The sequence below is a fragment of the Paraburkholderia suaedae genome (assembly GCF_040812055.1).
Classification (GTDB): Bacteria; Pseudomonadota; Gammaproteobacteria; order Burkholderiales; family Burkholderiaceae; genus Paraburkholderia.
In genome coordinates, this window is sequence record NZ_JBFOAH010000020.1 from 98,791 (window position 1) to 124,592 (window position 25,802).

The 25,802-nt window shown below is 65.9% G+C and carries 15 protein-coding genes, 1 pseudogene and 1 riboswitch; of the genes and pseudogenes, 6 read left to right on the plus strand and 10 right to left on the minus strand.

Annotated elements, in window-relative coordinates; all coding sequences use genetic code 11:
• Positions 1 to 12 precede the first annotated feature (12 nt).
• The 3 genes from ABQJ48_RS24785 to recC are packed head-to-tail and all read right to left on the minus strand — an operon-like array spanning position 13 to position 9,307.
• The gene (locus ABQJ48_RS24785) at positions 13 to 2,175 is read right to left on the minus strand and encodes an AAA family ATPase (RefSeq protein WP_367840606.1); all 2,163 of its coding nucleotides are present in this window, start codon (positions 2,173 to 2,175) and stop codon (positions 13 to 15) included.
• Positions 2,172 to 5,921, minus strand: coding sequence for an exodeoxyribonuclease V subunit beta (gene recB / locus ABQJ48_RS24790; RefSeq protein WP_367840607.1), 3,750 nt, complete (start codon positions 5,919 to 5,921; stop codon positions 2,172 to 2,174). The genes ABQJ48_RS24785 and recB overlap by 4 nt, the downstream gene beginning before the upstream one ends.
• Entirely contained in the window at positions 5,918 to 9,307 is a 3,390-nt protein-coding gene (recC, locus tag ABQJ48_RS24795; protein ID WP_367840608.1) for an exodeoxyribonuclease V subunit gamma, read from the minus strand. The genes recB and recC overlap by 4 nt, the downstream gene beginning before the upstream one ends.
• A 202-nt stretch (positions 9,308 to 9,509) precedes the next feature.
• On the opposite strand from recC, the gene ABQJ48_RS24800 reads away from it, so the two are divergent.
• Positions 9,510 to 12,011 carry an FUSC family protein gene (locus ABQJ48_RS24800; RefSeq protein WP_367840655.1) on the plus strand — a complete coding sequence of 834 codons (2,502 nt, stop codon included), beginning with the start codon at positions 9,510 to 9,512 and terminating at the stop codon, positions 12,009 to 12,011.
• 126 nt (positions 12,012 to 12,137) lie between these two features.
• Here ABQJ48_RS24800 and ABQJ48_RS24805 read toward each other — a convergent pair whose 3' ends face one another.
• Complete coding sequence (locus ABQJ48_RS24805; RefSeq protein ID WP_367840609.1) at positions 12,138 to 12,347, minus strand: hypothetical protein; 210 nt, start codon at positions 12,345 to 12,347, stop codon at positions 12,138 to 12,140.
• Between the two features lie 310 nt (positions 12,348 to 12,657).
• Entirely contained in the window at positions 12,658 to 13,131 is a 474-nt protein-coding gene (locus ABQJ48_RS24810; RefSeq protein ID WP_367840610.1) for an Lrp/AsnC family transcriptional regulator, read from the minus strand.
• 138 nt (positions 13,132 to 13,269) lie between these two features.
• On the opposite strand from ABQJ48_RS24810, the gene ABQJ48_RS24815 reads away from it, so the two are divergent.
• Complete coding sequence (locus ABQJ48_RS24815) at positions 13,270 to 13,953, plus strand: cysteine dioxygenase family protein (RefSeq protein ID WP_367840611.1); 684 nt, start codon at positions 13,270 to 13,272, stop codon at positions 13,951 to 13,953.
• Positions 13,954 to 14,004: 51 nt separating this feature from the next.
• On the opposite strand, the gene ABQJ48_RS24820 is transcribed toward ABQJ48_RS24815, so the two are convergent.
• From ABQJ48_RS24820 to ABQJ48_RS24830, 3 genes and pseudogenes are all read right to left on the minus strand, one after another.
• Positions 14,005 to 16,644, minus strand: coding sequence for a mechanosensitive ion channel domain-containing protein (locus ABQJ48_RS24820; RefSeq protein ID WP_367840612.1), 2,640 nt, complete (start codon positions 16,642 to 16,644; stop codon positions 14,005 to 14,007).
• Between the two features lie 280 nt (positions 16,645 to 16,924).
• Positions 16,925 to 17,011 (minus strand): annotated as a pseudogene (locus ABQJ48_RS24825) (Rrf2 family transcriptional regulator); the annotation flags it as partial.
• A gap of 93 nt (positions 17,012 to 17,104) precedes the next feature.
• The gene (locus ABQJ48_RS24830; protein WP_367840613.1) at positions 17,105 to 17,575 is read right to left on the minus strand and encodes a BCAL1086 family glycoprotein; all 471 of its coding nucleotides are present in this window, start codon (positions 17,573 to 17,575) and stop codon (positions 17,105 to 17,107) included.
• 274 nt (positions 17,576 to 17,849) lie between these two features.
• Here ABQJ48_RS24830 and ABQJ48_RS24835 point away from each other — a divergent pair, with 274 nt between their 5' ends.
• Together ABQJ48_RS24835 and ABQJ48_RS24840 are read left to right on the plus strand one after the other, a co-directional pair.
• Positions 17,850 to 18,431: a DJ-1/PfpI family protein gene (locus tag ABQJ48_RS24835; protein WP_367840614.1), complete on the plus strand. Its 582-nt coding sequence runs from the start codon at positions 17,850 to 17,852 to the stop codon at positions 18,429 to 18,431.
• 150 nt (positions 18,432 to 18,581) lie between these two features.
• Positions 18,582 to 18,908 carry a hypothetical protein gene (locus tag ABQJ48_RS24840; protein ID WP_367840615.1) on the plus strand — a complete coding sequence of 109 codons (327 nt, stop codon included), beginning with the start codon at positions 18,582 to 18,584 and terminating at the stop codon, positions 18,906 to 18,908.
• 36 nt (positions 18,909 to 18,944) lie between these two features.
• Here the strand turns inward: ABQJ48_RS24840 and ABQJ48_RS24845 are convergent, their stop codons facing one another.
• Positions 18,945 to 20,672 (minus strand): sensor histidine kinase, encoded by a 1,728-nt coding sequence (locus ABQJ48_RS24845; RefSeq protein WP_367840616.1) that lies wholly within the window; start codon positions 20,670 to 20,672, stop codon positions 18,945 to 18,947.
• Positions 20,673 to 21,047: 375 nt separating this feature from the next.
• Here ABQJ48_RS24845 and ABQJ48_RS24850 point away from each other — a divergent pair, with 375 nt between their 5' ends.
• A complete protein-coding gene (locus tag ABQJ48_RS24850; protein WP_367840617.1) occupies positions 21,048 to 22,235 on the plus strand; it encodes an ammonium transporter in 1,188 nt (395 codons plus the stop codon).
• 146 nt (positions 22,236 to 22,381) lie between these two features.
• Positions 22,382 to 22,443: riboswitch (Fluoride riboswitch) on the plus strand.
• Positions 22,444 to 22,518: 75 nt separating this feature from the next.
• Positions 22,519 to 22,899 (plus strand): fluoride efflux transporter CrcB, encoded by a 381-nt coding sequence (crcB, locus tag ABQJ48_RS24855; protein WP_367840618.1) that lies wholly within the window; start codon positions 22,519 to 22,521, stop codon positions 22,897 to 22,899.
• A gap of 412 nt (positions 22,900 to 23,311) precedes the next feature.
• Here crcB and ABQJ48_RS24860 read toward each other — a convergent pair whose 3' ends face one another.
• Complete coding sequence (locus ABQJ48_RS24860; protein WP_367840619.1) at positions 23,312 to 25,576, minus strand: putative bifunctional diguanylate cyclase/phosphodiesterase; 2,265 nt, start codon at positions 25,574 to 25,576, stop codon at positions 23,312 to 23,314.
• Positions 25,577 to 25,802 lie beyond the last annotated feature (226 nt).

The window sequence follows — 25,802 nt, forward strand, 5'->3', positions numbered from 1 at the left end:
GACTCGCCGTCACTATCCAGCGCGCCTCCACGCTTCCGCGATCCGCGCCGCCAGTCCCGAATCGCGCTGCGTCGGCGTCGCGATCGCCTGCGCCAGCACCGCGCGCGCGCCGATCACCTCCACCCGTTCACGCGCTCGCGTGATCGCCGTGTACACGAGTTCGCGCGACAAGACCCTGCTGAAAGCCGAGGGCAGCATCAGCACCGCGTGCTCGAACTCGGAGCCTTGCGACTTGTGAACCGTCAATGCAAAAGCGGTGTCGTGAGGTGGCAGCGCCGCCGGCGACACCGCGCGCACACCGCCGTCGCCGGTACGGAAATACACGCGCAGCGCACCGCCCGCACTGGGCAACGCGATACCGATGTCGCCGTTGAAAAGACCCATCGCGTAATCGTTGCGCGTCACCATCACCGGACGCCCGGCGAACCACTGCGCGCCCACCGCCAGGGTGACACCGGCGGCGCGCCGCACCTGGGCGGCCATCGTCGCATTCACCTGATCGACGCCACGCGGTCCCGACCGTGTCGCGCACAAGATACGGAAGCCGTTCAATGCATCGAACAGCGGCAACGGGTCCGGTGTTTTAGCCGCGAGCGCCGTGACGAGCGCGTCGGCATAAGGCGCGAAGCCTTTGCCAAGCCTCGCGACGGTGCGCTCCGCAAGCGTCGTGTGCGCATCTTCGTAGAGAGCAGCCGCGCATGCCTCGCCTGGATCGATTTGCAGGACTTCCAGCGCGGCGCTCGCCGAGCCGCCGCGAATCGCGAGCGACAAACGGCCGATCGGCGACTCGAGACCGAACCGGTAGTTGCGCTCGAGCCAGACGACCCGGTCGGCGAGAGGACCGGGGGCGTGGCTTGATGACGCCGCTGAAAGACCGGGCGACGAAGATGCCCGCGACCCACGCTGCCTGCCGACCGGCTCGGCGCTGTCGAACAGGTCGCTTAGGTCGCTCGCGGGTGGTCGATCGAACTCGTCCGGCTGCGCAGCCGGCAAGAACAGATCATCGGTTGGCAAATCAAAATCGCGCTGTGCTTCGAACGGCGTGTAGAAATCCGCCGACGTGTCGCCGACCTGCGGCGACACGCGCGGCAAGGCTTGCGCGAGACGCGCCTGCTGGATGCCGAGCGCGAGCGCGATCCGCTTAACGCCGTCCGACGTGAATGCCGGCCGGGCACTGAGTTCGGCAAACACCGCGCCGGCTTCCACCGCGGCGAGCTGGTCCTTGTCGCCCAGCATCACGAGACGCGTTTGCGGTGCGATCGCATCGAGCAGATGCGCGGCCATCGCAACGTCGATCATGGACGCTTCGTCGATCACGACCACATCGTAAGGAAGCGGATTGTCGCGATGATGGCGGAGCCGCCCGTCCGGCCCCGAGCCGAGCAGTCTGTGCAAGGTGTAGGAAGTTTGCGGCAGCCGCGCGGCGAGTTCGGGCGGCAGCTCGCCGGCGCGTGCGAGCAGCGCTTCCTGCATTCGTTGCGCCGCTTTGCCGGTGGGCGCGGCGAGCGCGATCCGCAGATCGGCTTGGGCATCGAGCAGACACGCGAGCACGCCGACCACGGTGGTCGTCTTGCCAGTGCCCGGTCCACCACTGACGATCGTCAGACGTGCCGACAGCGCCATCACCGCCGCGACGCGTTGCCAATCGACCTCGTCGTCTTTCGGCGGACCGAAGTAGTGCAGCACCCGCGCGCGCAGCGCCGGGTCGTCGCTGCCAATATGCGCACCGGCCTCATCTGCACCGCGCTCGCGAGCATGCCCGACCAGCGAGCGAGCCAGGCGCCGCTCATAGTCGTAGTACCGCGCCAGGTACAACCTGCCCTGCGCGTCGATCACCAGCGGCCTGAGCGCCGCCGCGCCTCGTGAACCGTCGCTCGCCATGCCGCTTGCCAGCAAGGCGGCGTGCACCTCGGCGCGCGACGCCTCGAAGCGGCGCGCGAGCACGGCCAGCGGCACGCATACATGGCCCTCGGCCGTCGCGCGGCTTGCGGCAAATGCGCCGCGCGCCGCCCACTTGACCGCTTCGGTCGACGCCCCGCTGCGCCGCGCCAGCATCCCGATGCGGCGTGCGAAACCTTCGGCGAGCGCGAGACTGAAATCGGCCGGCGCCGGCAGGTTCACGCCAATGTCGTCGAGTTCGGGCGGCGCCGCGAGGCTTGGTTCAAACGTGCTCATGCGAGGCCTCCGATCATCGCCGCGTCGAGCAGGGCCACCAGTTCGAAAGCGGGTCGCCGCATATGCACGCCGGCCGGGCCGTCGGCATCGCGCCAATGAGGGCGCACTCCCCGCACGAACAGGTACAGATAGCCGCCGATGTGCGTGTCGTACGCGTAATCGCGCACCCGCGTTTTGAGATAGCGATGCAGCGCGACCGTATAAAGCAGCGCCTGCAGGTGATACGCGTGGCTCGTCATGGCCGCTTCGAGCGGCGCCGCGGCGTAGTCGGCGGCGCTCTCGCCCAGATGGTTGGACTTCCAGTCGACGATCCAGAAGCGTCCCTCGTGCTCGACGATCATGTCGATGAATCCTTTGACGAAGCCGCGCAACGCGCCGGGTTCCAGCGCGACGTCGGGATAGCCGTGTGCGATCAGCAGCTCGCGCAGCGCGGCGAAATCGAGCGATGGCGCAGCAAAAAGAAACTCCAGCTCGTTCAGCCGACGGTGTGGATCGAGCCGCGACAGCGTCATGCCGGGCACGAGTTCCGTGGTCACAACATCGGCGATCAGCTTGCGCATCATTGCCGGCAGACGCGCGGCCAGTTCGGGCGCGGCCGGTGCCGGCCGCTCGCGCAGCGCGGCACGGATCGCATCGGGCCACGTGTCGGGATCGCTGAAATCCGCAAGCTCGAACATGCGGTGCAAGCAGTCGCCGGCGGCCGCGCCACGCGGAAACGCGAGGATGTCGTCGCTGGGATACGGCGGCGTTGGCGGCACGGGCGCTAGCGCCTGCGTGGTCCCCGGCGCGGTCCCAGGCGCGGTCCCAAGCGTGGTCCCAGGCGCGGCTGCGAGCGCATCGGCGAGCTCATCGTGATCGGGCCGCACGTCTTCGAGCGGCGTGCGCGCCTGCCCAGCTTTGCCGCCGGCCGCGATCAGGCCGCTGAAGCTCGCCATGCGCCACTGATCGCGCAAGGGCCTGCGATTGGTTCGCGCCTGCATCTGCGCGCCGTGGTCCTGAAGGTTTTCCAGCGGCGTGCGGCGCACCACCTGCGGCAGCGCCTGCAGCGTGACCGGGCCGCCGGCGAGCGCCTGCCACCGCTGGGACAATGCGGCTTCGTCGGGCGGCTCGGCGAGCCAGTCGTCGAAGCTGTGACCGCCTCCGCCCACCAGCCAGTTCAGCACGCTTCGACGCGACTCTTTGGTCGAGCGCGCCGACAGATACGTCCCGGCGACCAGATAGCAGCGGTACACCGCGCGAGTCAGCGCCACATAGACGAGGCGCGCCCGCTCCGCGGCCTGCTCGCGCAGTGCGTAACGCGACGCGCGCTCCGCCTCCTGGTCGTCGCAACCGTAGTGCAGCACCGCCTCGCCGGTTTCGTCATGGTATTCCCGCGCGTCGGGCAAGCCCGATGACGGCGGCTCGCGCAACCCACCGTCGTTCAGAAACGGACAGAACACCACCGCATACTCGAGCCCCTTCGATTTGTGCACGGTGACGATCTGCACCAGGTTGCGGTCGGATTCCAGCCGCAGCTGCGCCTCCTCGCCGCCTCCTTGCGCGCGCTGCGCGGCGAGCCAGCGCAAGGTCGGGGCGATGCCCGGCTGCATCGCGGCACGCGCCTGCACCAGCTCGGCGAGATGGTTCACATTGGTCAAACGGCGCTCGCCGTCTACTCCCGCGACGAGCCTTTGCGCCACCCGCAACTCGCGCATCAGCGTGCGCCACATCACCGCAAAGCCGCGCTCATGCCACAGCGTGCGATAGCGCGAAAAACGCTCGACCCAGCCCATTGCGTCCGCCGCTTGCGCGCGGTCGTCGCCGGACGCCGGCGCGTCGGCGGCGGCCTGCTGCAGACGCCCTAGCGCGGCGGCGTCCAGACCCAGCCAGTCGGTTGCCAGCGCGGCGCGCAGACGGCGCAGATCGCCCGGTGTATCGACGGCGGCCAGCACGCGCTCGATCTGCTCGGCGTCGAGTGTCGCGAACACCGACGCCTGCGCGAGCTCCACGCTGCCGACGCCCCACGCCGCCAGCACGCGTTTGATCAGGCTGCCCTGCTTGTGCGTTTGCACGAGCACAGCGATGTCGCCGGGCTTGAGCGGCGCGTCGCCGATGGTCACGGTGCGTTCGCGAGCCCCGCGCAAGAGCCGCACGATCTCGGCCGCGCACGCTTCGCTCGCTGCGCGCTGAGCTTCGCGCTTGGTCAACGCGGCTTCGCCTTGCGGCAGGGTCCAGACGCGGAAATCGCCGCTCTGCGCGGCGCCATCGGACAACGGCGGCCGCCGCCGCTCGCCCGCGCGCACCGGCTGATAGTCGAGCCCCGCCAGCACGAACGCGCCGGGATTGGCTTCGAACAGGCGGTTGCAAGCCTCGACGATCGGCGCGGTCGAGCGCTGATTGACCGCCAGCGTGTAACGTGCGGACGCCGCAGCGCGCGCGGCCAGGTAGGTGTGCAGATCCGCCGCGCGAAAACTGTAGATGGCCTGCTTCGGATCGCCGACCAGAAAGAGCGGCCCAGCCGGCGCGAAGATCTTGCTGAAGATCGCGAACTGCAGCGGGTCGGTATCCTGAAACTCGTCGATCAGCGCAGCCGGGTAGCGCGTGCGCAAGGCACGCGCAAGCCACGGATGAGCGGCGAGCGCGCGATACAGGTTCGACAGCAGATCGTCGAACGACACGACCCGGCGTGTGCGCTTGCGCGCGACGAGTTCGGCGGGCGCGTAGTCGAGCCACATCTGCACGAGTTCCAGCCAGCGTATGCGCTGCTCGGCCTCGGCCGCGGCCATGGCGGCCGCGAGCGCTTCGGCATGTTCGAAGAACGGGTGCGCCGGCGCCTCGAACCGGGCCTTGGTGGCCTTCTTCAATGCCGACACCGTCAACTTCAGCGCGGCCCTGGGCGGCGGCGCATGGCAGTCGCCCCGCGCGAAGTAGTCGGTCCACGCGGCAATCGCGGCGCTCACCTGTTCGGGCTTGTGCGTGGTCCTGTTGAGCCGCTCCTGCGCCTGTGCGAGCAGACCGGCGACTGCATCGCGCTGCGCGTGCCACAGCGCACAAGCGACATCGAAGTCTGCCTGCGGATCCGCGCTCCCGCCGCTTGTCTCGAACGCGCCCCAGCGCAACTGCGCCAACGGCTTTTTCAGACGCCGCGCGAGTTGCTCGTCGAGCGACCCAGGACCCGCGCCCTTGGCCACCAGCCACGCGGCGAAACCGGGATGTACATGCGCCACCGGCTCGATCTGCTCGCGCCAGAAATCGGCGGCCATTTCGAAGCGCAGCGCGGCGTCGTCGGCTTCCATCTCGAACGCGAACGGCATCGCCGCGGCAAACGGCGCTTCCTGCAACGCGCGCTGACAGAACGCGTGAATGGTGTGGATCGCGGCCTGGTCGAACGTACGAAGTGCGCGGCGCACCACCTTGAGCGCGTCTTCTCGCGCGATGCCACACTGCTGCCCGAGCGTCGTTTCAAAGAGACGCTGGATGAACGGATCGTCGCCGTCGTCATCCAGCTCGATCGCGCGATGCAGCTCCGCCAGGCGCGCGCGAATGCGCTCGTGCAATTCCGCGGTCGCCGCCTTCGTGAACGTGACGACGAGTATCTGATCCGCGTTGAGGTTCTTTTCGAGCAGCAGCCGCACATACAGCGCGCAAATGTTCCAGGTCTTGCCGGTTCCCGCCGACGCCTCGATCTGATTGACGCCGTCGAGCGAACACGCAAACACGTCGAGTTCGTCCGCGACCAGCGCGGCGGTGCGCGCGGCGCCGCTCACGATGCACTCCGCAGATGCTCGACGAGCGGCTTGAACACGATCGACGCGAGGCTGCCGAACGGTTCGTCGAGCGTGAGCGGCGTGCCGCGCAACGCGATACGCAACGCCGGATCGTCCGATTCGCCACGCACCCGATCGTTGATCCACACGCCTTGCGCCGCCGAATCGCTTTCGCTGACCCGAGTCCACGCACTCTTCGGAAAAAAGCGCAGCGGCAGCCTGCGCCCCGCCCTGAACAGCGCGGCGAGCGGGGCCAGTTCGTCGAGCGGCGCCGCGACCGGCGCGAATTCGAAGCGCTCGCCGCTGCCGTGCCATACGGTGCGGCGCGGGCCGTCGGGACGCGCCGCGCAATAGACCAGGTGCGCGAGCCAGGCCGACAGATAGTCGCGCGCGCTCGCCTTGGCGTAACGAAAAATCACTTGTCCGGTACCGGTGAGCAAATTCAACGTGCCCTGCAGTTGCAGGGGCGTTTCGGCGGCCTCGCGCAGCGCCGCGTCGTGAGGACCGAACAGCGCGCCGGCGATGTCCGCACTGTCGGGCCAGCGCGGCGTGATCTGCAGCACGAACGGCAAGCGCTCGACACCCGAGGCCACTTCGCGCCGCACACTCGCGGCGAGCTGGCGCAATGCGCCCAGTTCGCGCGCACGCCATACCGCGCCGGTCGCGCCGCCGGGCAACTCGGGACTCGCGGCGGCAACCCGGCTCACGCGCTCGAAGATTGCGCCGTCATCTTCTTCGGCATCGGTGTCGAGCAACACCGGCAACAGACGCTCGGCTAATGCATCGCGCCCCGCGTAGTCCAGTTCGAAGGGCTCCGTGTCGAGCAGTTCGCCTTGCGCATCCGACAGCACGATGCCAAGACGATCGCGCAATAGCGCCCGGGCCGGATGTCGCCAGAAGCGCACGAATTCGTCGAACGCGACGGGCGCCGCGTCTTCCGCCGGCAACGGCTGATCGAAGAACGGTGCCGCGGCGGGATGATGTGGCGCGGCCAGCAGCGTCGCCAGTTCCGCGCGGTCGGCATCGTAGCTGAACAGCTCGCGCTGCGCCGCAAAGTACTCCGACGCGAACGCCTGCAACGGATGCTCGACGATGAACACGCGCCGCGCCTGCTCCACCTCGGCGGGACTCGCCTGCTCGCCCGCCGACACCTGTGCAAGGTAGTCGAGCAGCTCGTCGACCAGCGCGGCCGGCGGCAGCGGCGAGTTATCGCGGACACTGCGCCCGGTATACGCGATAAAGAGCCGGTCGCGCGCGGCCAGCATCAGGTCGAGGAACAGATTGCGCTCGTCGTCGCGGCGCTGGCGGTCACCGGCCTTGCCGAACGCGGCCATCAGGTCGAATTCGTCGGCGCGCGCGAGACTCGGCAGCACGCCGTCGTCCATGCCGAGCAAGCAAATGACGCGATACGGCAAACCGCGCAAGCTGGTAAGCGACGAAAACGTCACGCTGCCCCAGGGCACGCCGCCGCGCGCCGGATCGTCGAGTGCTTCCGTGAGCGCGACGCGCACCACCGCGGCGGGCAAGGCGACGTTCCCGGCACCGGCCTGCATCGCGTCGCTCATTGTGCCCAGCGCATCGCGCACGGCGGCGAGCGTTGCGGCGAATTCGACGCCGCCGTCGAAACACTGCGCAAGCGTTTCGAGCAGCAGGCGCGACCATTCGGCCGGCGTCTGCTCGACCGCGCAGCGCGCAGCGAAGCTTTCCACGTCGTCGACAAAGCGCGACAGACGGCCGAGCAATTCGGCATCCGAACCGTCCGCGCCTGCCACCGGCAACCACGCATCGACGGGCTCGCCGCCATCGGGCATCGCGTAGCCGAGGTAAAGGCGCGTGAGCGCATCTGCGAACGTGTGACGGGCCACCGGCACGTGTTCGCCGGTGGGTTCGAGCGGCGCGAGCCCGCGCCGCGCGCCGGCTGCGGCTAGCCACTCCTGCGCGGCTTCGAGCGAGTTCGCGTCGATGCCGTAACGCACGGCGACGGCGTCGACGCGCAGCCATTCGATCAGCTCCGGCGCACCCACGCTGCGCTCGGGCAGCGCAAGCCAGTCGAGGAGCAAACGCGCAACCGGATTGGCCTGCGACGGCGGCAAGCCGGTGATCCGATACGGCATGCGGCGCGTGTCGCCGGCGGGCGTCGTGCCGAACACAGCGTCGATGAGCGGACCGGCGGCCGCGAGATCCGCGACGGCGACCAGCACGTCGGACGGTTGCAGATCGTCGAACTCGTCGAACCAGCCCAGCAGGCGGTCATGCAGCACTTCCAATTGCCGGGACAGGCTATGGCACACGTGGACCTCGATACCTCGCGCGATGGGCGGATCATCGGCGTCCGATTGCTCGCGCAGATCGAGAATGCCGTTCTGCACGGCGGCCAGCCAGCTCGGTTCGGGGTTCTCGGTGTAATCGCCGGTCTCGTTGGACGCGGCGCTCTCGGTCAATTCATGCAGCATGTGCAACTGCGCCTGAGTCTGACGGCCCCATTCGGCGAGCAACGGATGACCCACTTGCTGATAGTCGAGTTGCCCGGCGGCGTCCAGCGCCTGCACGCGCGCCTCGCTGACGACGTCGAACCAGAACTCGCGGCAGGGGTTGATTACGTACAACCGCACGTCGATCCAGCGCGACAGCGCACGCAGCAAAGCGATGTGCAACGGCGGCATGGTCGGTAGCGCGAACACGCTGACTGCTTCTGGCCACTGCGCCCGCGAAATGGCCTCGAGATCGAGCGTGCCGATCTCGTCCAGAAAGCGATAGGCCGGCGGCAATGCGCCAGCGGGCGTTTGCGCATTGGGCGCGGCATCCGCCACTTCGGCGAGCACCGCACGCCACAGGGCCGCCTGCCAGCGCTCGTCCTCGCGCGCCGCGTCGCTCGCGCCAATGAGGCGCGGGCCGGTGTCATGCGCCGCGCCGCTCGCGAAGATCGAACCGCCCTTCTGCCATTGCAGCAGCCATTCCGGGCGATAGGTCAGATAGTGGTCGAGCACGCTCGCCACGCGCCGCGCCAACTCGTAGCGCATGGATGCGTCCGCCGCGTCGAGATAGGTGCGCAGCCGCGGCGACGCATTCCACGGCAGCGCGTCGTCAGCGTCGCCCAGCAGCCGGTAGCAGCGCCACACGAGGCGGTCGGGCGCGAACGGCGAGTGCCTTGGCACTTCGATCACGCGACCGATCTGCGCCCACAGCCACTGCGCGAGATAGCCGAAATCGACGTTCGCGCAAATCCCCTGGCGCGCGGCGATATCGAGTTCGAGCCGCCGCCGCACCGCCGCGCTCGGGACGATCACGGGCTGCGCGGTCCATGGATCGGACGGCGCTTGCGCCAGGTCGTCGAGCAATGCCCCGACCAGCGTTTCGTAACGGTTCGAATAGAAGAGCTGGAGCATGGATTCCGGTTCAGGCGCGCGGCACGAATGCAATCTGCGAGCCGCGTGAGACAGTGAAGCGACAGCATAGCAAACGGGCTCCCCGGGCATCACCTGGCCGAACGGCCGAGGCCGGACGACACCCAAAATCAGTTAGACTCGACGGCAGTTCGGGTCCGCCCTTCAACCGCGGTTTGCTCAGTGAATGGAATTCATGCAGTCGATGCGCTATTCGGTCGAGATAAAAAAATTCCTTTACAGCCAGTACTTTTATGGCGGCCTGCGCATCGCGGTCGGCGTGTCATTGCCGGCGTTACTGTGCCTGATTGTGTTTCACGATCGTGAACTCGGGTTCACGATCGCCACCGGCGCGCTCGGCGCGTGCGTCGTCGACATGCCGGGCCCCTTGAAGTACAAACACAACGAGATGCTCGCCTGCTCGGTGATCGGCTTTCTATCCGCGCTCGCCACGGGTCTTGCCACGGTGAATCCGATCGCGCTGTGGTGCACGGTCGTGCCGCTCACCTTCGCGCTGTCGCTGATCGTCGTGTACGGCAACCGCTGGCCGCAGATCAGCTTCGCCACGCTGTTCATGATGATCATGACGCTGGAGGACCACTTCACGCCGCTGCAGGCGCTCGTCAACGCGTCGTGGATTCTGCTGGGCGGTCTTTGGTTCACCTACTGGTCGACTTTCGTCAGCCGCTGGATGCTGCATCGTATCGAGCAGCAGGCGCTCGCCGAGAGCGTGTTCGCTTGCGCCGACTACCTGCTCGCGCGCGCCGCGTTCTACGATCTCGACAACGATCTGGACGAGTGCTACCGCGTGCTCATCGACAAGCAGATCGCCGCGGTGGAACGCCAGGACGCCGCGCGCGACATCGTGCTGCGCAATCTTCCGAAGCTCAAGCGCGGCAAGCTCGAACCGCGCCGCGCGATGCTGTTCAACCTGTTCATCAACACGGTCGATCTGCATGAGCTGTTCGTCGGCGCACACACGGATTACTCGCTGGTGCGCAGCACGTTCGGCGGCTCCGATCTGCTGGTGTTCTATCGCGACCTGATTCGCAAGGCCGCTGCGGATCTCGAAGAGATCGGGCTCGCGGTGCTGCAGAATCAGGCGCCGCGCAAACGCGTGAACGTGAAGGCGGAGCTGCGCGCGATCGAGTTCGAAATCGAGCTGATGCGCAAGCAGGACATGCCGGCGCAGAACCCGGAGGCGTACTCGGCGGTGTCGTCGAATTTCCGGCGCATCTGGAGCGCCACGCGGCTGATCGACAAGATGCGCAAGAGCCTGTCGAGCGAGCCGAGCGCGACCGAAACCGAACTGCGCATCGACCAGGCACTCAACCGCTTCGTGTCGAGCCGCCGGGTGCCGTTCTGGCAGATCTTCTCGAATCTGACGATGGCCTCGCCAAGCTTTCGCCATGCGTTGCGCGTAACGATCGCCGTCGCCGTGGGGTTCTGGCTCGGGCGTCTGCTGCCGCTCACCAACGCGTACTGGATCGTGATGACCACCGTCATTATCCTGAAGCCCGGCTATTCGCTCACCAAACAGCGCAACGGACAGCGGATCGTCGGCACGCTGATCGGCTGCACGGCCAGCATCGCGCTGATCATCTTCGTCAAGGAGCCGCATTTCCTGATGGTGGCGATGTTCGCATCGATGGTGATGAGCTACAGCCTGCTGCTTTTCAACTATACGGCGAGCGTGGTGTTCACCTCGTCGTATGTGCTGTTGCTGTTTCACCTGCTCGCGCCGGGCAGCATGCGGATCATCGGCGAACGCGCGATCGACACGGTGGTGGGCTGCGCGATCGCGATCGCCGCAAGTCATCTGTTCCCGTACTGGGAATACCGCTTGATGGGTAAGCTCGTCAACACCGTGATCAGCGCGACGCGGCAGTATCTGGAAGCCAGTTGGTGGTGGAGCGGCAAGCCGGCTGCCGCGGTGGTGGCCGCCGTGACCGAAGCCGGCGCGCGCGCGCCGGCCGCGGCGATGGCCGATGCGTCGATCGGGTTCAACGCAGCGGCGTTGGCGGGAGCTGCCGCTGGTGGCAGCGTTGGCGCCAACATCGCCGCGGTGGGCAGCAAGGGCGCCATCCAGCCGATCGCGGATGTCGACGCGGGGGCAAGCGCCCCGACGGCCAGCGCGACGTCCAGCGCCACGGCCAGGAAAGCGGCGGCCGGCGCATCCGCGGCCGCTGTGGCCGCCGCCACCGCACTCGACCGCGACTACCGTTACCGGCTCGCGCGCAAGAACGTCAACGTCGCGTTCGCCAACCTGGGCCAGGCGTTCCAGCGGATGATGCTCGAACCCAGGTCCGCGCAAAAGTTCGTGCCGGAACTGAACGACCTGCTGTTGCGCAGCCACGTGCTTGCTTCGCAGATCGCCGCGGCCGCGCCCTTGCTGCGCAGTTCCGCGCAACAACAGCAGCACGCGGAAGACGTGTCGCTCAAGCCGCTGCAACGCGCGCTGAGCGCCGTGCGCGACAATCTCGCCGAAGCCGAAACCGGCACCCCGTTACCGGCCGACTACGCCGAGCAGAGCAAACTGCTCAGCCGGGAGCTCGATGCGATGGTGGTCGAAACGGAAAAGTCGCCGGACTATTCCGCGGATGCGGTGAACGACATCAAACTGCTCGCCCATCAGTGCAAGCAGATGCTGGCTGCGGCGGCGCTCATCCGCAAGGATGCGAGTGTGATCCGGTTGCCGCACGAGTGAAGTGCAAGCGCTGGACCTTGCGAGCGCTGCGGTATCGACCAGCGCCGCGTGCAGTGCGGGGTCGCGCAGAATTGCGAGGCTCTCGAGATCGGCCGGTATCGCGCTTGCCGCCGACGCCCGCGACCGCTATTGCGCCTCGCCGCTTGCGGGCTTGACAGCGGTCGTCGCTGCAGCGGCTTCCGATGAAATCGACGGCGCCTGCGCGTTCTGGCTTTCGGCCTCGTGCTTTTCCCGGATCGCGTTGTAGAACAGCGTGGCAATCACCACCAGGATCGCGACCACGATGAAGACGGCTATGCCAAAGGTCGGGTTCTTCTTGCGCGGCGGTTTGTTCATGAGGCGGGCTCGGTTCGCGAAGCAGGTGCGAATGCTGTTTGGGAAGGCGGCATTCTACGCTCACGTGGCTTGCACATGGCTTGCAGTGGTGAGACGGCGAGTGCTGCAAGCGGTGCGGCGGGCGGTGGTTGGTCCCCGTGGCGCGCGTCGTTGTTGCGCGTCGTTGTTTCGTGCGGCGGGATAGCCGAAGCGGTCACCCGGGCTCAGCGCCGCAGCATTGGAGCCGCGCATCGCGGCGCGGCTGTCGCTATCGAATGCAGCAAGCCGCGCACCCGCGAGCCGCGAGCCGCACAGCGTCCGCGCTGCCCCGTTAATTCACCGCCGAAGGCCGCACCGGCAGCGCCGTCGAATACTTGATCTGCTCCATCGCAAAGCTCGAACTCACGTCGTACAAAGGCACGGCAGCGATCAGCAGTTTATAAACGCGATCATAGTCGTCGATATCCGACACCACCACGCGCAGCAGGTAGTCGGTCTCGCCGCTCATCCGGTAAACCTCCACCACTTCCGGAATGTCCTGCACCGAGCGCGTGAAGGTTTGCGCCCACGCCTCGGTATGCTGGTTCGTGCGCACCGCGACGAACACCGTCGTGCCCACGCCGAGCTTGCGCGCGTCGCACAGCGCTACCTGCGCGCGGATCAACCCGGCCTCTTTCAAGCGCTGTAGCCGCTTCCAGCAAGGCGTTTGCGACAGATTCACGCGCTGCGCCAACTCGGCGATCGGCAGAGTCGCGTCTTCCTGGAGCAGTTCGAGCAGCTTCCGGTCGATGTTATCCATTCCCATCGTGACATCCTTGTAGGAAATTATTCTACTTTTCAGATTTCGAGGGGAATTATATGGAAACTCTTTCTCGGTTGAAACCGGTATAAATATCGCTGTCAGATAACAACCGATAAGCAGCGCTGCCGCTGCGCCCACACCATGAACCAAGGCCTTCGCGCAACGTCGTCCGACCGTCTCCACGAGTCCCAGTCGCCGCTCACACAGGACCCACGAGCGTCGTTCAACGCTCTGTCGCACGCGTCCGGCTCGGGCGGCCATGAGTGCGAGCGCCGCCGCGCGCCGCTCGCTCGCCTGTGCGCGACGCTCGACGCGATCTTCGAAGCCAGTGTGCATTGTCCCGAGCCGTCCGACTCCGCCTTCTTCGCGCGCGCCATGCGCAGTGCGCTGGCCGAAGCGGCCGCCGACCCCGCGTTTCTCACGCCGGCGCAGCGCGAAGGCTCGGCGCAAACCTACCGCCGCCACCTGCTCGCCGCCGATCCGCGCGGCCGCTACGCGATCGCCGCGCTGGTGTGGCAGCCGCACCAGGCGAGCCCCGTGCACGCGCATCACACGTGGTGCGGCTACGCGGTGCTCGAAGGCAAGTTGACCGAAACGATGTTCGAATGGGATGGCGCGCAGCATTGCGCGAGCGCCACACGCACGCACACGCGCCGGCAGGGCGCGGTGTCGTTCGTGCGCGGTGGGCGCGGCGGAATTCATCGGCTGGGCAATCGCAGCGACGCGCCCGCCGTCTCATTGCATGTCTACGGCGTGCCGGGCGCGCAGATCGCTACGCATGTGAACGACATCGTTCGCGTCGCGGATGCCACGGCGCTCGTCTGAACGAGTTCGTCGCAGGGGCGCACGCTGCGGATTTTCAGGCAACGCGCCCGCTCACCCCTTTCCCGCTTCCCCTGCCGTTGGAATCTGTGGCGCAATCGGCGCGGTCTGCCCTGTCGGCGGGGGCGCCGGACGCGGCTCGTGCGACACGTCGCGGGCCATCGCGAGCGGCGCATGCGCGGCCCGCGCTGCCGCCGTCGCCTCCACCGGGCGCATCACCTGCTCATGCGGGTGCGTGACGAACCCGGAAATCTCGTCATCCTGCAACGGCTGCCCCTCGCTATCCTTCGACGACGTATAGATCCGCATCTGCGGCACCGGAATCTCGATCCCGGCTTCATCCATTTTGAGTTTGAGCCGCAGATTGAACGCCCGCGCCACACTCCATTGCTGCAATGGGCGCGTCTTGATCTGCCCTTTCACGACCATCCAGTTCGGATCGAAGCGGTCCAGCCCCCACACTTCGATCGGCCCCAGCATCTCGCGCCGGTAGCGCAAGTCGTCCATCAGATCCGCGCCGACCTCGCGAATCAGTTCGGTGATCTGATCGACGTCGGTGGAGAACGCCATGCGCACTTCGAACACCGCATAGGCGTAATCGCGCGACAGGTTCTTGACGATCTTGATCTGCGAGAACGGGATCGCATGAATCGCGCCCTGGCCGTCGCGCAGACGCACGGTGCGGATCGACAGTTGTTCGACCGTGCCCGCGTGGCCGCCGTCCACGTCGATCCAGTCGCCCACCGAAATCGTATCTTCGATGATGATGAAGAGACCCGTAATCAGGTCGGTCACGAGCGACTGCGCGCCGAAGCCGATTGCGAGACCGATTACGCCTGCGCCCGCCAGCAGCGGCGTCACGTTGATGCCGAGATTGGCCGCCGTCACGATGCCCGCGATCGTCATGATCGTCACCAGCAGCACATTGCGCACGAGCGGCAGCATCGTGCGGGCGCGCATGCTCGGAATGCGCGCCTTGTTGCGCGGAGCGCCCGGGCTGAGGGCCTCGGTAATCGCCGTATCGACCAGAATCCACAGCAGCCATGCAATGAACACGGTGGCCAAGATCGCCGTCGCCGCGTGCGCGATGCCTCGCGCAGCGACGTTCTGCTCGATCATCGCCGCAAGCGACACGCCCCACAGACGCGCCGCGAGCTCGAAGAAGAACAGCCAGATGAAGACCGTGAGCAGCGTGCCGAAAAAGCGCAAGAGCCGCGTCAGATACGGCGAGCGGCGACGGGCGCGGGCGCTGCGCGGACGCGTCATGCGCAGCACGATGGCCGACAGGAAAAACGCCAGTACCAGCATCAGCGCGGTCACGACTGAAATCTGCAGCACGTTTTCGCTGGAACCGGAACCACCGAGCGTGGCGACCACCGACGCCGTGGCCAACACCAGCACGGGCACGTGCCAGAGCGCGGCGAGCAGATCGAACGCATCGGTCGCGGCTTTGTGGTGGTGGCGCTGCTCGTACGGCCGGTTGCGGATCAGATGTGCGACCGGCCGGCGAAACGCCAGCGCGAAGTAGGCGGCCAGCACCGCGGCCGTCATATTGGCGACCGTCGAAATCAGCGCGGCGAGGTTCGTGCCGAGCTGATGCGCGACGTCGTAATTGACGGCGGCGTCGCCGAGCGCGCCGCAAACGCCGACCGCGAACAGCAGGCGCCGCGCGTGATCGATCAGCAGGCGCACGGCGATGCGCCGATGCCCCGATCCGAATAGCGAAAACATGATCAGACAGATCGCCGAAAACACCGCGCCCGCAACGATCGCATAGGCGACCACCATGCCGAGCGTTCGGCCGAGCGCGTCGGGCATCGCGCGCGCGAACAGCAGCGCCGTCACGAACGCGATGATCCACGGCCCGACGCGGCGCAACGCGAAAATCAGCAGTTCGCGGGTGGTGGGGTTCGGATGCAGCCCCATGACGATGCCAAAGCGCCGGTGCAGCCGGTGTTGAAGGTAAATCAGCGCACCGGCGCATGCGCCCCAGCCGGCCAACATCGCGAGCATCGAGAGCAGAACGCTGCCGAAACTCTCCCGCCCCTGGCTCGAGATGATCGTGTAGAGCTCGTTGGCGGCCGCATTGAGGCGGCCGCCCCAATAGCGCACGGGCGTGCGGCCCTCGTGCACGTCGGATTCGAACGACGCGATGCCCGACGCAATCGCGCCGAGGAGCCCGGGGCTCGGCTGCGCGGGCGCCGCTGCGGCCGGCGCGACGTTGCGCGACACGTCGCGCAACTTCTTGAGCTGGCTGACGAGCGCGCTGCGCTGGTGGTCGTTCTCGAGCGTGGCGATCACGCTGTCGAGCGAGCGAGCCAGCTCGGCCTGGCTCGCCGGCGACGGCGCGGACGCCGCGTCGGTTGCCGACGCGCCCGAAGCCGCGGAGGAGGCGGACGCGGCTGTCGCCGGTGTTGCGCTCACCGTCGCACTGTTGATCAGGCTCTGCAAAGCGGGAATCACCGGCATGCTGGCGGCGGTCCCGGCGGCCTGCGCTTGAGCGGGCATCCAGCCCACGCACAGGAGCAGCGCGACGCACAAGGTCGCGGCCAATGCGCCGAAGCGCGCGAGCAGGCTGGCGCGTTCGCCGGGGGCGGTGCGGTCGGTGGAGAGATGAAGAGCGGCGCGAGTCGCCGGCTGGCAGCCGTTGGACGGCGTAGCCTCGAACTCACGCCGTGACGGGCATGACTGCATGGCAATCCGCAGGAAAACGGGAGACGCCAAGTGTAGCCGTAGTTTTATCGGGCGCGACCGGACATGCGTAACTGAATGTTAGAGCGCTTGCGCGGGATGGCGAAGCGCTGAAAGGAGCGAGGCGCTTCGCGGCGTACCAGTACTGCTGCCCCGCTTCCGGCCCGCTTCTCGAACGTCCGCGGACCGACGCAGTCACATTCCCGCGCAGCATTCCCGTGTGGCCGCACCAGTTTCAACCCGCCACGCGCGCCGGCGTCGTAACTGTTTTGATTACCTATCTGATCTCCGACGAAAGCGGCACGCCCTGCTGCAGCGACAACAGCGCCAGCACATGCACCGCGAACGCAAACCGGCTGCTCGTATTCACCGCAAACCCGCAAGGCATCGACAATCTGTATTCACGGCAATTACATTTGATCCCGCCGTCAAAGCGTGAGGAGGCTGCCCGACCCGCACGCTGTCACTTGTCCATTTGCTTTTGGGCGGCGGCGGAGTCGGCCGACGACGAAGCGGCCGCGTTCGCCGACGACGCCGAGCTCTGCGCCGACCACTGCTGCAGCTTGTGTCCGGCCGTTTCCAGGCTCTGGCCGGTGAGCGACGCGGCTTTGCCGAGTTGCGCATCGGCGAGGCTCGCGGCGCTTTGCAGATTGGCCTGCGCGCCCGAAGCGAGTGCGCCGGGGTTGATGGTAATCGACGGCGCGGACGCCGATTCCAGGTTCTGCTGGGCGGCGGCTTTGGTCGCGTCGACCTGCTGGCCGACATAGCTCGCCGCCTGGTCGAGTTTCTGGCCGGCGGCCTGGGCCGCCGCATCGAGCTTGCCGGCCACCTGTCCTGCCGACGCGTCGTTCTTCTGGCACGCAGCGAGCCCGCCCAATGCGAATACCACGAACGCCGCGCGGCGCAGCAACGAAGAATGAACGGATGAAGTCATGTCTGAATGAGCCGCGTCGAGCGGCTTGCCTGTGTGAGCCACCGGGAGCGGCTTGTGTGTGCGAAAACGCGCTCATGATACGCCGTTGCTGCACATGGCCGCATCGGCGGCCGACTCGAACCCGCAGCGCGGCAAGCGCCGCCATCGTCCATCAGGCCAATTGCGATCCGGCGCGGTTCTGTCAAACTCCGCAGAGTAGACTGCGTGGGCGCCTGCGAGCGGCGATGTACGTCAAGCAAGATTCCGTGTTCCGTTGATCAACTGGAGGCATTCGATGGCTGCAAAGAAGATTCTGTTCCTCACCGGCGACTTCGCCGAAGACTACGAAACCATGGTGCCGTTTCAGGCGCTGAAGACAGTCGGCCATAGCGTCGACGCGGTCTGTCCTGACAAGAAGGCGGGCGATCGCGTAAAGACCGCGATCCACGATTTCGAAGGCGACCAGACCTATACCGAGAAACCCGGGCATCAGTTCACGCTCAATGCCTCCTTCGACGACGCCGATCCGCGTGAGTACGATGCGCTCGCGATCGCCGGCGGCCGGGCGCCGGAATATTTGCGGCTCAATCCCAAAGTAATCGATCTGGTGCGGCAATTCGCGCAAGCGGGCAAGCCGATCGCGGCCGTCTGTCACGGCGCACAACTGCTGGCGGCGGCCGACGTGATTCGCGGCAAGCGCATTTCCGCGTACCCTGCCTGCGCGCCCGAAGTAAAGCTGGCGGGCGGCGAATACGCCGACATCCCGATCGACGCGGCGATCACCGACGCCAACTTCGTCACTGCCCCGGCATGGCCCGCGCACCCCGAATGGCTGCGCCAGTTCCTCGTGCTGCTCGGCACGCGGATCGAACTCTGAGCCATCTGGCATGGGTTCGACGGCGAGCGCCAGGCCCTCGCGTCCAGTCGCGCTCGCCTGATAGAACTTAAGAACCACGTTTGAGATTTGTCCGATAGTTCGGACTGCAGCACTTTCCTATAGTCGTGGCTGACTTGGGAGTGTGGTTCGATGGAACTGATCGACTGGATTGTCATTCTCGCCATCGCGTTGATGGCAATTGCGTTTTTCTGCGCGCGCACGCCGGCCAACTGGTCGCACGACAACCGCGCGCGACGTCTGACCGGCACGCGCCTGCTGGTGCAGGCTGCCTGCTCGCTGTGGGCGGCGCTGCTGATCGTCGCGCGCGGCCTGTTCGCAATCGACGGCCTGCCAGGTGTGCACGCCGCCCCGCCCGAAATACTGATGGGCGTCGCGATACTGATTGTCTGCGGCTGTTACTGGTCGATTCGCGGCAGCAGGCTGCTCAAACCGCGGCGGCTCTTCGCCATGCATTGAGCGGCGCACGCCGACCAGCCCCCGCGTTTGGCGGAACTACCGTACGCCGATGCGGGGCCCGACATCGGCGCAATGTGTAGCCGTCTTGCCACTCGTGCTTGCCGGGTCGTCGTCGCACGCTGTCGTACGAACGCCGTACTGCGATGCGAGCAGCGCAACGCCATCGCTTGCCTCGGTCCGCGAATCCGCTTCGGGCAGAGACAGATAGAACGTGGTGCCTTGCCCTTCTTTCGACTCGACCCACACGCGTCCGCCGTGCCGCTCCACCATCCGGCGCACGAGCGCGAGGCCGATACCCTCTCCCGCCGTCGCATTGCCGTGCAGCCGCTGGAACGCGTTGAAAAGCCGCGGCAAAGCAACCGCCGGAATCCCCGGACCGTTGTCCCGCACATAGAAGATGCACAACGTATGCACACCCGGCGGCGCGGGCTTCGTGCCAATGTCGATCCTGCCTGCGCGCGCCGGGTCAAGATAGTTCACTGCGTTACCTACCAGGTTCGCGAACACCTGTTCGAGCGCGGTAGCGTCCCCCCACACAGCGGGCAAGTCGCCCACGCTGACGTGAGCCCGGCGCGCCCGGATCGAAGCTTGCATCGCATCCACCACGCGCTGCACGACATCGCGCAGTTCCACCTTCTGCCGGCGATACTCAATACGCCCTACCCGCGAGAGCCGAAGCAGCGCGTCGATGATATGCGACGCGCGTAAGACGGCGCTCTGCAGATAATGCAGCGCCTCCCCGATGTCCTCGTCGATCACCCGCTCGATCCGCTGTCGCGCACCGTGGGCCAACGACGACTCACGCACCGCGGCGCGAAGTTCATCGCACGAGCGGATCAGCTCTTGCGAGAAGCCTTGCAGATTCACGAGCGGCGTCCGCAGATCGTGCGACACGCTGTGAATGAACATCTCGTTGTCCTGCGTCTGCTGCCGCAAGGACTCGTTGATCTGAGCCAGTTCATCCGCGCGCCGCGCGAGATCGGCGCGCAAGCGCGCCTCGATGCGCTCGGCTTCGAGCAGCCGCCGATTGGTCTCATGCAAGGTCACGTCAAGCCAGGCGATCTCATCGCGGCCTGCGCTGAAGGGCGCGAGCGGCTCGCTGCCCGCGAGACGGCCCGCGTTGCCGGACAGGCGTGCGAGCCGGCCGCCTACGCCACGCGTGAAGAGCCACACGGCCAGCCCGACGAACAGCAAGGAGCCGAGCGCAGCCGCAATGATCAGACTCTGCTGCCGTTTGCGCGCAACGCTAGCGTCAGTCGAGCGGAGCGTGTCGAGGCGTCGCTCTTCGGCTCGAAACGCCACCAACTGCTGACGGAACGGATCGAGCACGTCCGCCTGGCCCAGATCGATGAAGCGGTTCAAAACATCGCGGCGCCGCCCTGAGCGCAGCAGGTCCTGGACCCGGTCGGACCATTGGCGATATGCCTGCACCGCCTGGCGCATCTGCACGACGCGCTCGACCTGCGCCGGATTGTCGGCGACCAGCTCGGCCAGCCGATCGATGCGGCGATCGACGTCCACCCAGACCGCCACCGGCGTCGAGAAGTGCGCGTTGCCCCCGAGCACTGCGCCGCGCAGCGCCACCGATTCGCTCAGCACGGGATCGGCCACGGCGGCGCTCTGGCGCAGCACATCGCCACTATGGAGCGCCCAGCGTTCCCCCTGCGCCGCGTCCGACTGCGCCTCTACCAGCCCGGACAGCAGCGCCAGCTCGAAGACCGCCGGAATCCCGATCAGGAGCAGGCCTTTAGTTGTCAGTCTCATGCATGTGCACTGGGAGAGGGTCGCGGGCCAGTCGGGCGGAAAAGAGTGGGCCCATTATGTCGGCGTTTACCAAAGAAGACAAAAACGGGTCGGCCGCCGGCAAGCCGACGCAAGCGTCAGGTTTCTGAAGGACACGTAATCGAAATCGAAGTTCATGCCCCGGCGTGGATCACACCGGAGGCAGCGCGACCTTCGTAATGCACCGTTCTTGTGCATGCCATGCACCGCATTGCACCGTCGACAACGGCCCCGCGGTACACGAGTGCGGCCCGACGCCATGTCGGTGCGGTTTTGCACCTTTTTTACCAGGAAAGCACAGTTTTGGCCCGCTTCTTGCGTTCGTTGCCCGCTTTTTGCCATAAGCGGGACACATCGATGGAAAGTCTGAAAACCGGCACAGATACGCTCTTTCTCCTGTTGGGCGCCGCCATGGTGCTCGCCATGCATGCAGGGTTCGCGTTTCTTGAATTGGGCACGGTTCGCGAGAAGAACCAGGTCAACGCGCTGGTCAAGATCCTGGTCGACTTCTCCGTCTCGACGATCGCGTACTTCTTCATCGGCTACACGATCGCGTACGGCGTGCAGTTCTTCGGCAGCGCCGAGTCGCTCGCCGCGCACAACGGCTATTCGCTGGTGCGTTTCTTCTTCCTGCTGACCTTCGCCGCCGCAATTCCGGCGATCGTCTCCGGCGGCATCGCGGAGCGCTCGAAGTTCAACCCCCAGTTGTTTGCCACGTTTGTACTGGTCGGCTTTATTTATCCGTTCTTTGAAGGGATCGCGTGGAACGGCCGCTTCGGCGTGCAGGCCTGGCTCACCGAGGTGTTCGGCGCCCCGTTTCACGACTTCGCCGGATCGGTGGTGGTGCATGCGTTCGGCGGCTGGGTCGCGTTGCCGGCCGTGCTCCTGCTGGGCGCGCGCCACGGCCGCTATCACCGCGACGGCGGCATCGCCGCACACCCGCCGTCCAATATTCCGTTTCTCGCGCTCGGCGCATGGGTGCTGACCGTCGGCTGGTTCGGCTTCAACGTGATGAGCGCGCAAACGGTCGACAAGATCAGTGGCCTCGTGGCGGTCAATTCGCTGATGGCGATGGTCGGCGGCACGCTGAGCGCCTGGTTTGCCGGCCGCAACGACCCCGGCTTCACCTATAACGGTCCGCTGGCCGGTCTCGTGGCGGTGTGCGCCGGGTCCGATCTGATGCACCCGCTCGGTGCACTGGTCACGGGCGGCATCGCCGGTGCGCTCTTCGTCTATATGTTCACGTGTGTGCAGAACCGGTGGCGCATCGACGACGTGCTCGGCGTGTGGCCGCTGCACGGCCTGTGCGGCGCGTGGGGCGGCATTGCGGCAGGGATCTTCGGACTGCACGCGCTGGGCGGGATGGGTGGTGTGTCGTTCGGCTCGCAAGTGCTCGGCACGCTCGGCGGCGTCGTGGTGGCCACGCTCGGCGGCACGATCGTGTACGGCGCGATTCGCGCGACGGTGGGTCTGCGGCTCGACCAGGAAGAGGAGTACAACGGCGCGGATCTGTCGATCCACAGGATCTCGGCGACTCCGGAGTAGTGCACGGCGGTCAGGTCGCGCCTGCCGGGCACGAGCCCGCGCCGGCGCCAGTCCCCTGCGCCAGGCCCCTGCGCCAGGCGTGCCGTGCGGTGCACCGGCGATGGCACGCGCGGACCTGTCCCCACATGCTGCGGTGGATGTTAGACTTTCGCGCTGGAGATGGCATTCTCCCGTAACCGCCCTCGGGGCTGATGATGCCTGCTACGCCCGAATGACTACCGACGAAGCATCGCATCGCCCGTACAGCCCGGCTTGTCCACCCGGTTTTGTCAGGTTCGCTCCCATGTATTGGTCCTTTCTCGCTGTCGCGCTTGGCGGCGCGCTCGGCTCGCTGTTCCGCTGGTTTCTCGGTTTCCGCCTGAACGGGCTTTTTAGCGGTTTGCCGCTCGGCACGCTCGCTGCCAATGTCATCGCGGGTTATGTGATCGGCGTCGCGGTTGCGGGATTTGCGCGTGCGCCGCAACTCGCGCCCGAGTGGCGGCTATTCGTGATTACGGGTCTGATGGGCGGCCTGTCGACCTTTTCCACGTTTTCGGCAGAAGTCGTCCAGCGCCTGCAGGACGGACGCCTCGGCTGGGCCGCGGGCGAGATCGTCATTCATGTCGGCGCGTCGCTGGCGATGACCGTTCTGGGCATCGCGACCGTTTCGTTGCTCGCGCGCTGAAGGAGCACGGCGGGCGCCCCGGGACACAAATACCCCGGCGCGCGACCCTATTCACCGGCCTGGCTGGCAAGCGCGGAGACAGCAGACGCATGACGGCTTTCGCCTGACGAAGAACCGATGCGATGTCGTAAGCCAGCTCGAGCCATCCATCCGGTAACTGCTCGCCGGCACGGGCGGTCCGTGCAGCCGTTCCAGTAGATGAGCGGCTTTCCAACTTTAGCCGCCGTCGTCGCGGTCTTCGTTGCCACTCGCGTTCCAGCAATGCTCATCGCCTGGGGGCGTTGAAGTACCCGCCCCCCTCGATGAAACCACGCAAACACTCGCGGCTGACCGCAGGACATTGCCTGCGGCAGTCGGACAGCTTGCCGCAGCGTGAAGCGCCGGTACGTCTGCGGTTCAACGCGCGGGGCAGTCAAGCCGAGCCCTCGTGCGGAAATCGCCCCGATAGAATGTCGTAGGGTTCGGGTCTGCCTAGCAGGTATCCCTGAATTTCATCGCAGTTCGCCGACCGTAAAATGTCGAACTGAGCTTGCGTCTCTACGCCTTCAGCAACGACGACTATATTCAGTTTATGCGCCAGCTCGATGACGGCCTCGACCACGGCGTTGGCTGCGTGGTCGGTAGCGACCTCATCCACAAACGACTTGTCCAGCTTCAATACATCCGGCCGGAACCGGGTGACGTAGCTCAAGCTTGAATACCCCGTGCCAAAATCATCAATGGCGATGCGCACGTTCAGGAGCCGCAGTTGCGCGAGGATTTCCTGCGCACGCTCCAGGCTCTTCATTAACGTCGATTCAGTGATTTCGACCACCAGTTGCGAGCCATCGATGTCGTTCTTTTGCAGACTGCTCCGAATGACATCAACGAGCCCCGTATCGTGAAACTGTCTGGCAGAAACGTTGACCGACAGAGAGAGGTCATGTGCACCTGTCCTGCGAAAGGCGGAGAGTGCGCCGATAGCTTCGACCACTACCCAGTATCCCACCGGAATGATAAGCCCGGTCTCTTCCAGAAGAGGAACAAATGCACCGGGACCCACCTGGCCGCGCTGCGGATGATTCCAGCGAAGCAGAGCTTCCATTCCCGTCAGCCGTCCGGACCTGGCGCAAAACTGCGGTTGGTAGACAAGCACAAACTGTTTATCCCGCACCGCTTCGCGCAACTCCCTTTCGAGTTGCAGACGTTCCCGGTCGCCTTGCTCCTGCGCCCCGAAAAGCCGGTACGCGTTGCGGCCGGCCCGCTTCGCTGCGTACATCGCAAGGTCCGCACCCGTAAAGAGCGCCTCGGGCGAGCCGCCATGTTCCGGGAAGAGCGCCGCGCCGACCGACATCGTCACAGACAGGGTCTTGCCCGCCAGTAACAATGGGCGACGGGCGCAAGCGACGAGACGCTGGCATAGGCGGTCAATATTCCGGCGCTTCCATTCGCCCGGTACGATCACGGTGAATTCATCGCAGCCGCCTGGACGCGATATCACCGCATCGTCGGGGAGCGTCTCGCGGATACGCCTCGCAAGTTCCTTGATTGCACTATCGCCCAACGAGTGACCCGCCGTATCGTTGAGCTCCTTGAACCGGTCCAGATCGATGTACAGCAACGCGAACGGCAATGCTCGCTGGCAACCCGTCGATAGTGCTTCCAACATCGCCGGGCGATTAAGCAGCCCGGTCAGCCCGTCGGTTTGCGACAGCGTTTCGAGCTGCTGCAAACGCGCTCGCTCTTCAGTAACGTCGACGCATACAGTGATGAAACGTGCGACATCTCCATTGTCGTCCTTGATCGGATAAACGTCCGCGCGAATCCATTTCATCGTGCCATCAGGCGCCAGGAGCCGGAAGGACACGTGTGCTTCCGATCTGGCGCGTCGCACAGCGACCATCTGCACGAGCAGTGACCTCAAATCGGCCGGATGGATCGACATACGCCAGGCTGCCGGATTCTGATGCAGTGCGGAAAGCGGCATCTCCCATACGCTGGCGAAGCCGGCGCTGACATGATGCAGGGTCTGGAAATCGCTGCTGGTCAGCCAGAACACGGCCTGTGCGTGATCCTCCATCTGCTGCAGTATTTCAGCATTTCGCCGAAGCTCGGCAGTCGATTCGACCTCAGCGCTCGCATCATGCGACGCACATAGAATTGCCGTCGTTCCAGCCTTTCTGTCCATAAGCGGGACCAGGTCCGAGCGCCACCACTTTGTTTCGCCCGATAGGCTCAGGCAAGAAGCGAAAAACGACGTCTGCGATCCGGTGCGCGCTTCTTCGAAAGCCTCCCGAGCGCCGCTGCGCGTCCACAATCCGAGCCAGTCTGCGCCAAGCAGCTGAGCCCGAGTTTCCGCGCGCATCAGTTGGAGACCGACATCGGAGATCCAGGCTATGCGTCCATCGCAGTCCAGCAGCTTCAGGCAGTCCCGGTTCGCTGCCAGCAAGCCCCGCGTCAGTTCTTCTGTCGCATGAGTCCTGCGCCTGCACCGTTGCAGCCGGAGCGCCACGTAGCCCCCGGCGAAGCAACCGAATGACGAAGCCCCGACGGCTATGGCAGGTCCCCCGTGAAGCGCCACGGCGACGCCCGATATGGCGCACGCAGTCGATGCGGCCAATGCGGCGAGCATATCCATATAACCAACCCACCTGCGGGGCTTGGCTGGGCGCATCAAGCGCTCAAGCAGGTCCTTCAATATGTCACGCCTCCGAATTAGCAGTCGACTTGATTCCATCCGTGCAGCCGCCCCGTACGGGTCCGCCGATGATGGACGATTACCTCCCGAGCTTGCCCGCATGGACATCGCGCCAGAAGCAAATACCGCCACCCTTCTTTATTGGGTTTCCAGAACAGTTTACGACGGCGCGGAACTTAACTTGAAGGCAACATTCGAAAGGTGCCCGCCGCCTCACCTGTCAAGG

Excerpts from the sequence above, each read along its gene's own strand:
- ABQJ48_RS24785 (WP_367840606.1), bottom strand. The coding sequence starts at position 2,175 with ATGAGCACGTTTGAACCAAGCCTCGCGGCGCCGCCCGAACTCGACGAC.
- recC (WP_367840608.1), bottom strand. The coding sequence starts at position 9,307 with ATGCTCCAGCTCTTCTATTCGAACCGTTACGAAACGCTGGTCGGGGCA.
- ABQJ48_RS24800 (WP_367840655.1), top strand. The coding sequence starts at position 9,510 with ATGCGCTATTCGGTCGAGATAAAAAAATTCCTTTACAGCCAGTACTTT.
- ABQJ48_RS24805 (WP_367840609.1), bottom strand. The coding sequence starts at position 12,347 with ATGAACAAACCGCCGCGCAAGAAGAACCCGACCTTTGGCATAGCCGTC.
- ABQJ48_RS24810 (WP_367840610.1), bottom strand. The coding sequence starts at position 13,131 with ATGGGAATGGATAACATCGACCGGAAGCTGCTCGAACTGCTCCAGGAA.
- ABQJ48_RS24815 (WP_367840611.1), top strand. The coding sequence starts at position 13,270 with ATGAACCAAGGCCTTCGCGCAACGTCGTCCGACCGTCTCCACGAGTCC.
- ABQJ48_RS24820 (WP_367840612.1), bottom strand. The coding sequence starts at position 16,644 with ATGCAGTCATGCCCGTCACGGCGTGAGTTCGAGGCTACGCCGTCCAAC.
- ABQJ48_RS24830 (WP_367840613.1), bottom strand. The coding sequence starts at position 17,575 with ATGACTTCATCCGTTCATTCTTCGTTGCTGCGCCGCGCGGCGTTCGTG.
- ABQJ48_RS24835 (WP_367840614.1), top strand. The coding sequence starts at position 17,850 with ATGGCTGCAAAGAAGATTCTGTTCCTCACCGGCGACTTCGCCGAAGAC.
- ABQJ48_RS24840 (WP_367840615.1), top strand. The coding sequence starts at position 18,582 with ATGGAACTGATCGACTGGATTGTCATTCTCGCCATCGCGTTGATGGCA.
- ABQJ48_RS24845 (WP_367840616.1), bottom strand. The coding sequence starts at position 20,672 with ATGAGACTGACAACTAAAGGCCTGCTCCTGATCGGGATTCCGGCGGTC.
- ABQJ48_RS24850 (WP_367840617.1), top strand. The coding sequence starts at position 21,048 with ATGGAAAGTCTGAAAACCGGCACAGATACGCTCTTTCTCCTGTTGGGC.
- crcB (WP_367840618.1), top strand. The coding sequence starts at position 22,519 with ATGTATTGGTCCTTTCTCGCTGTCGCGCTTGGCGGCGCGCTCGGCTCG.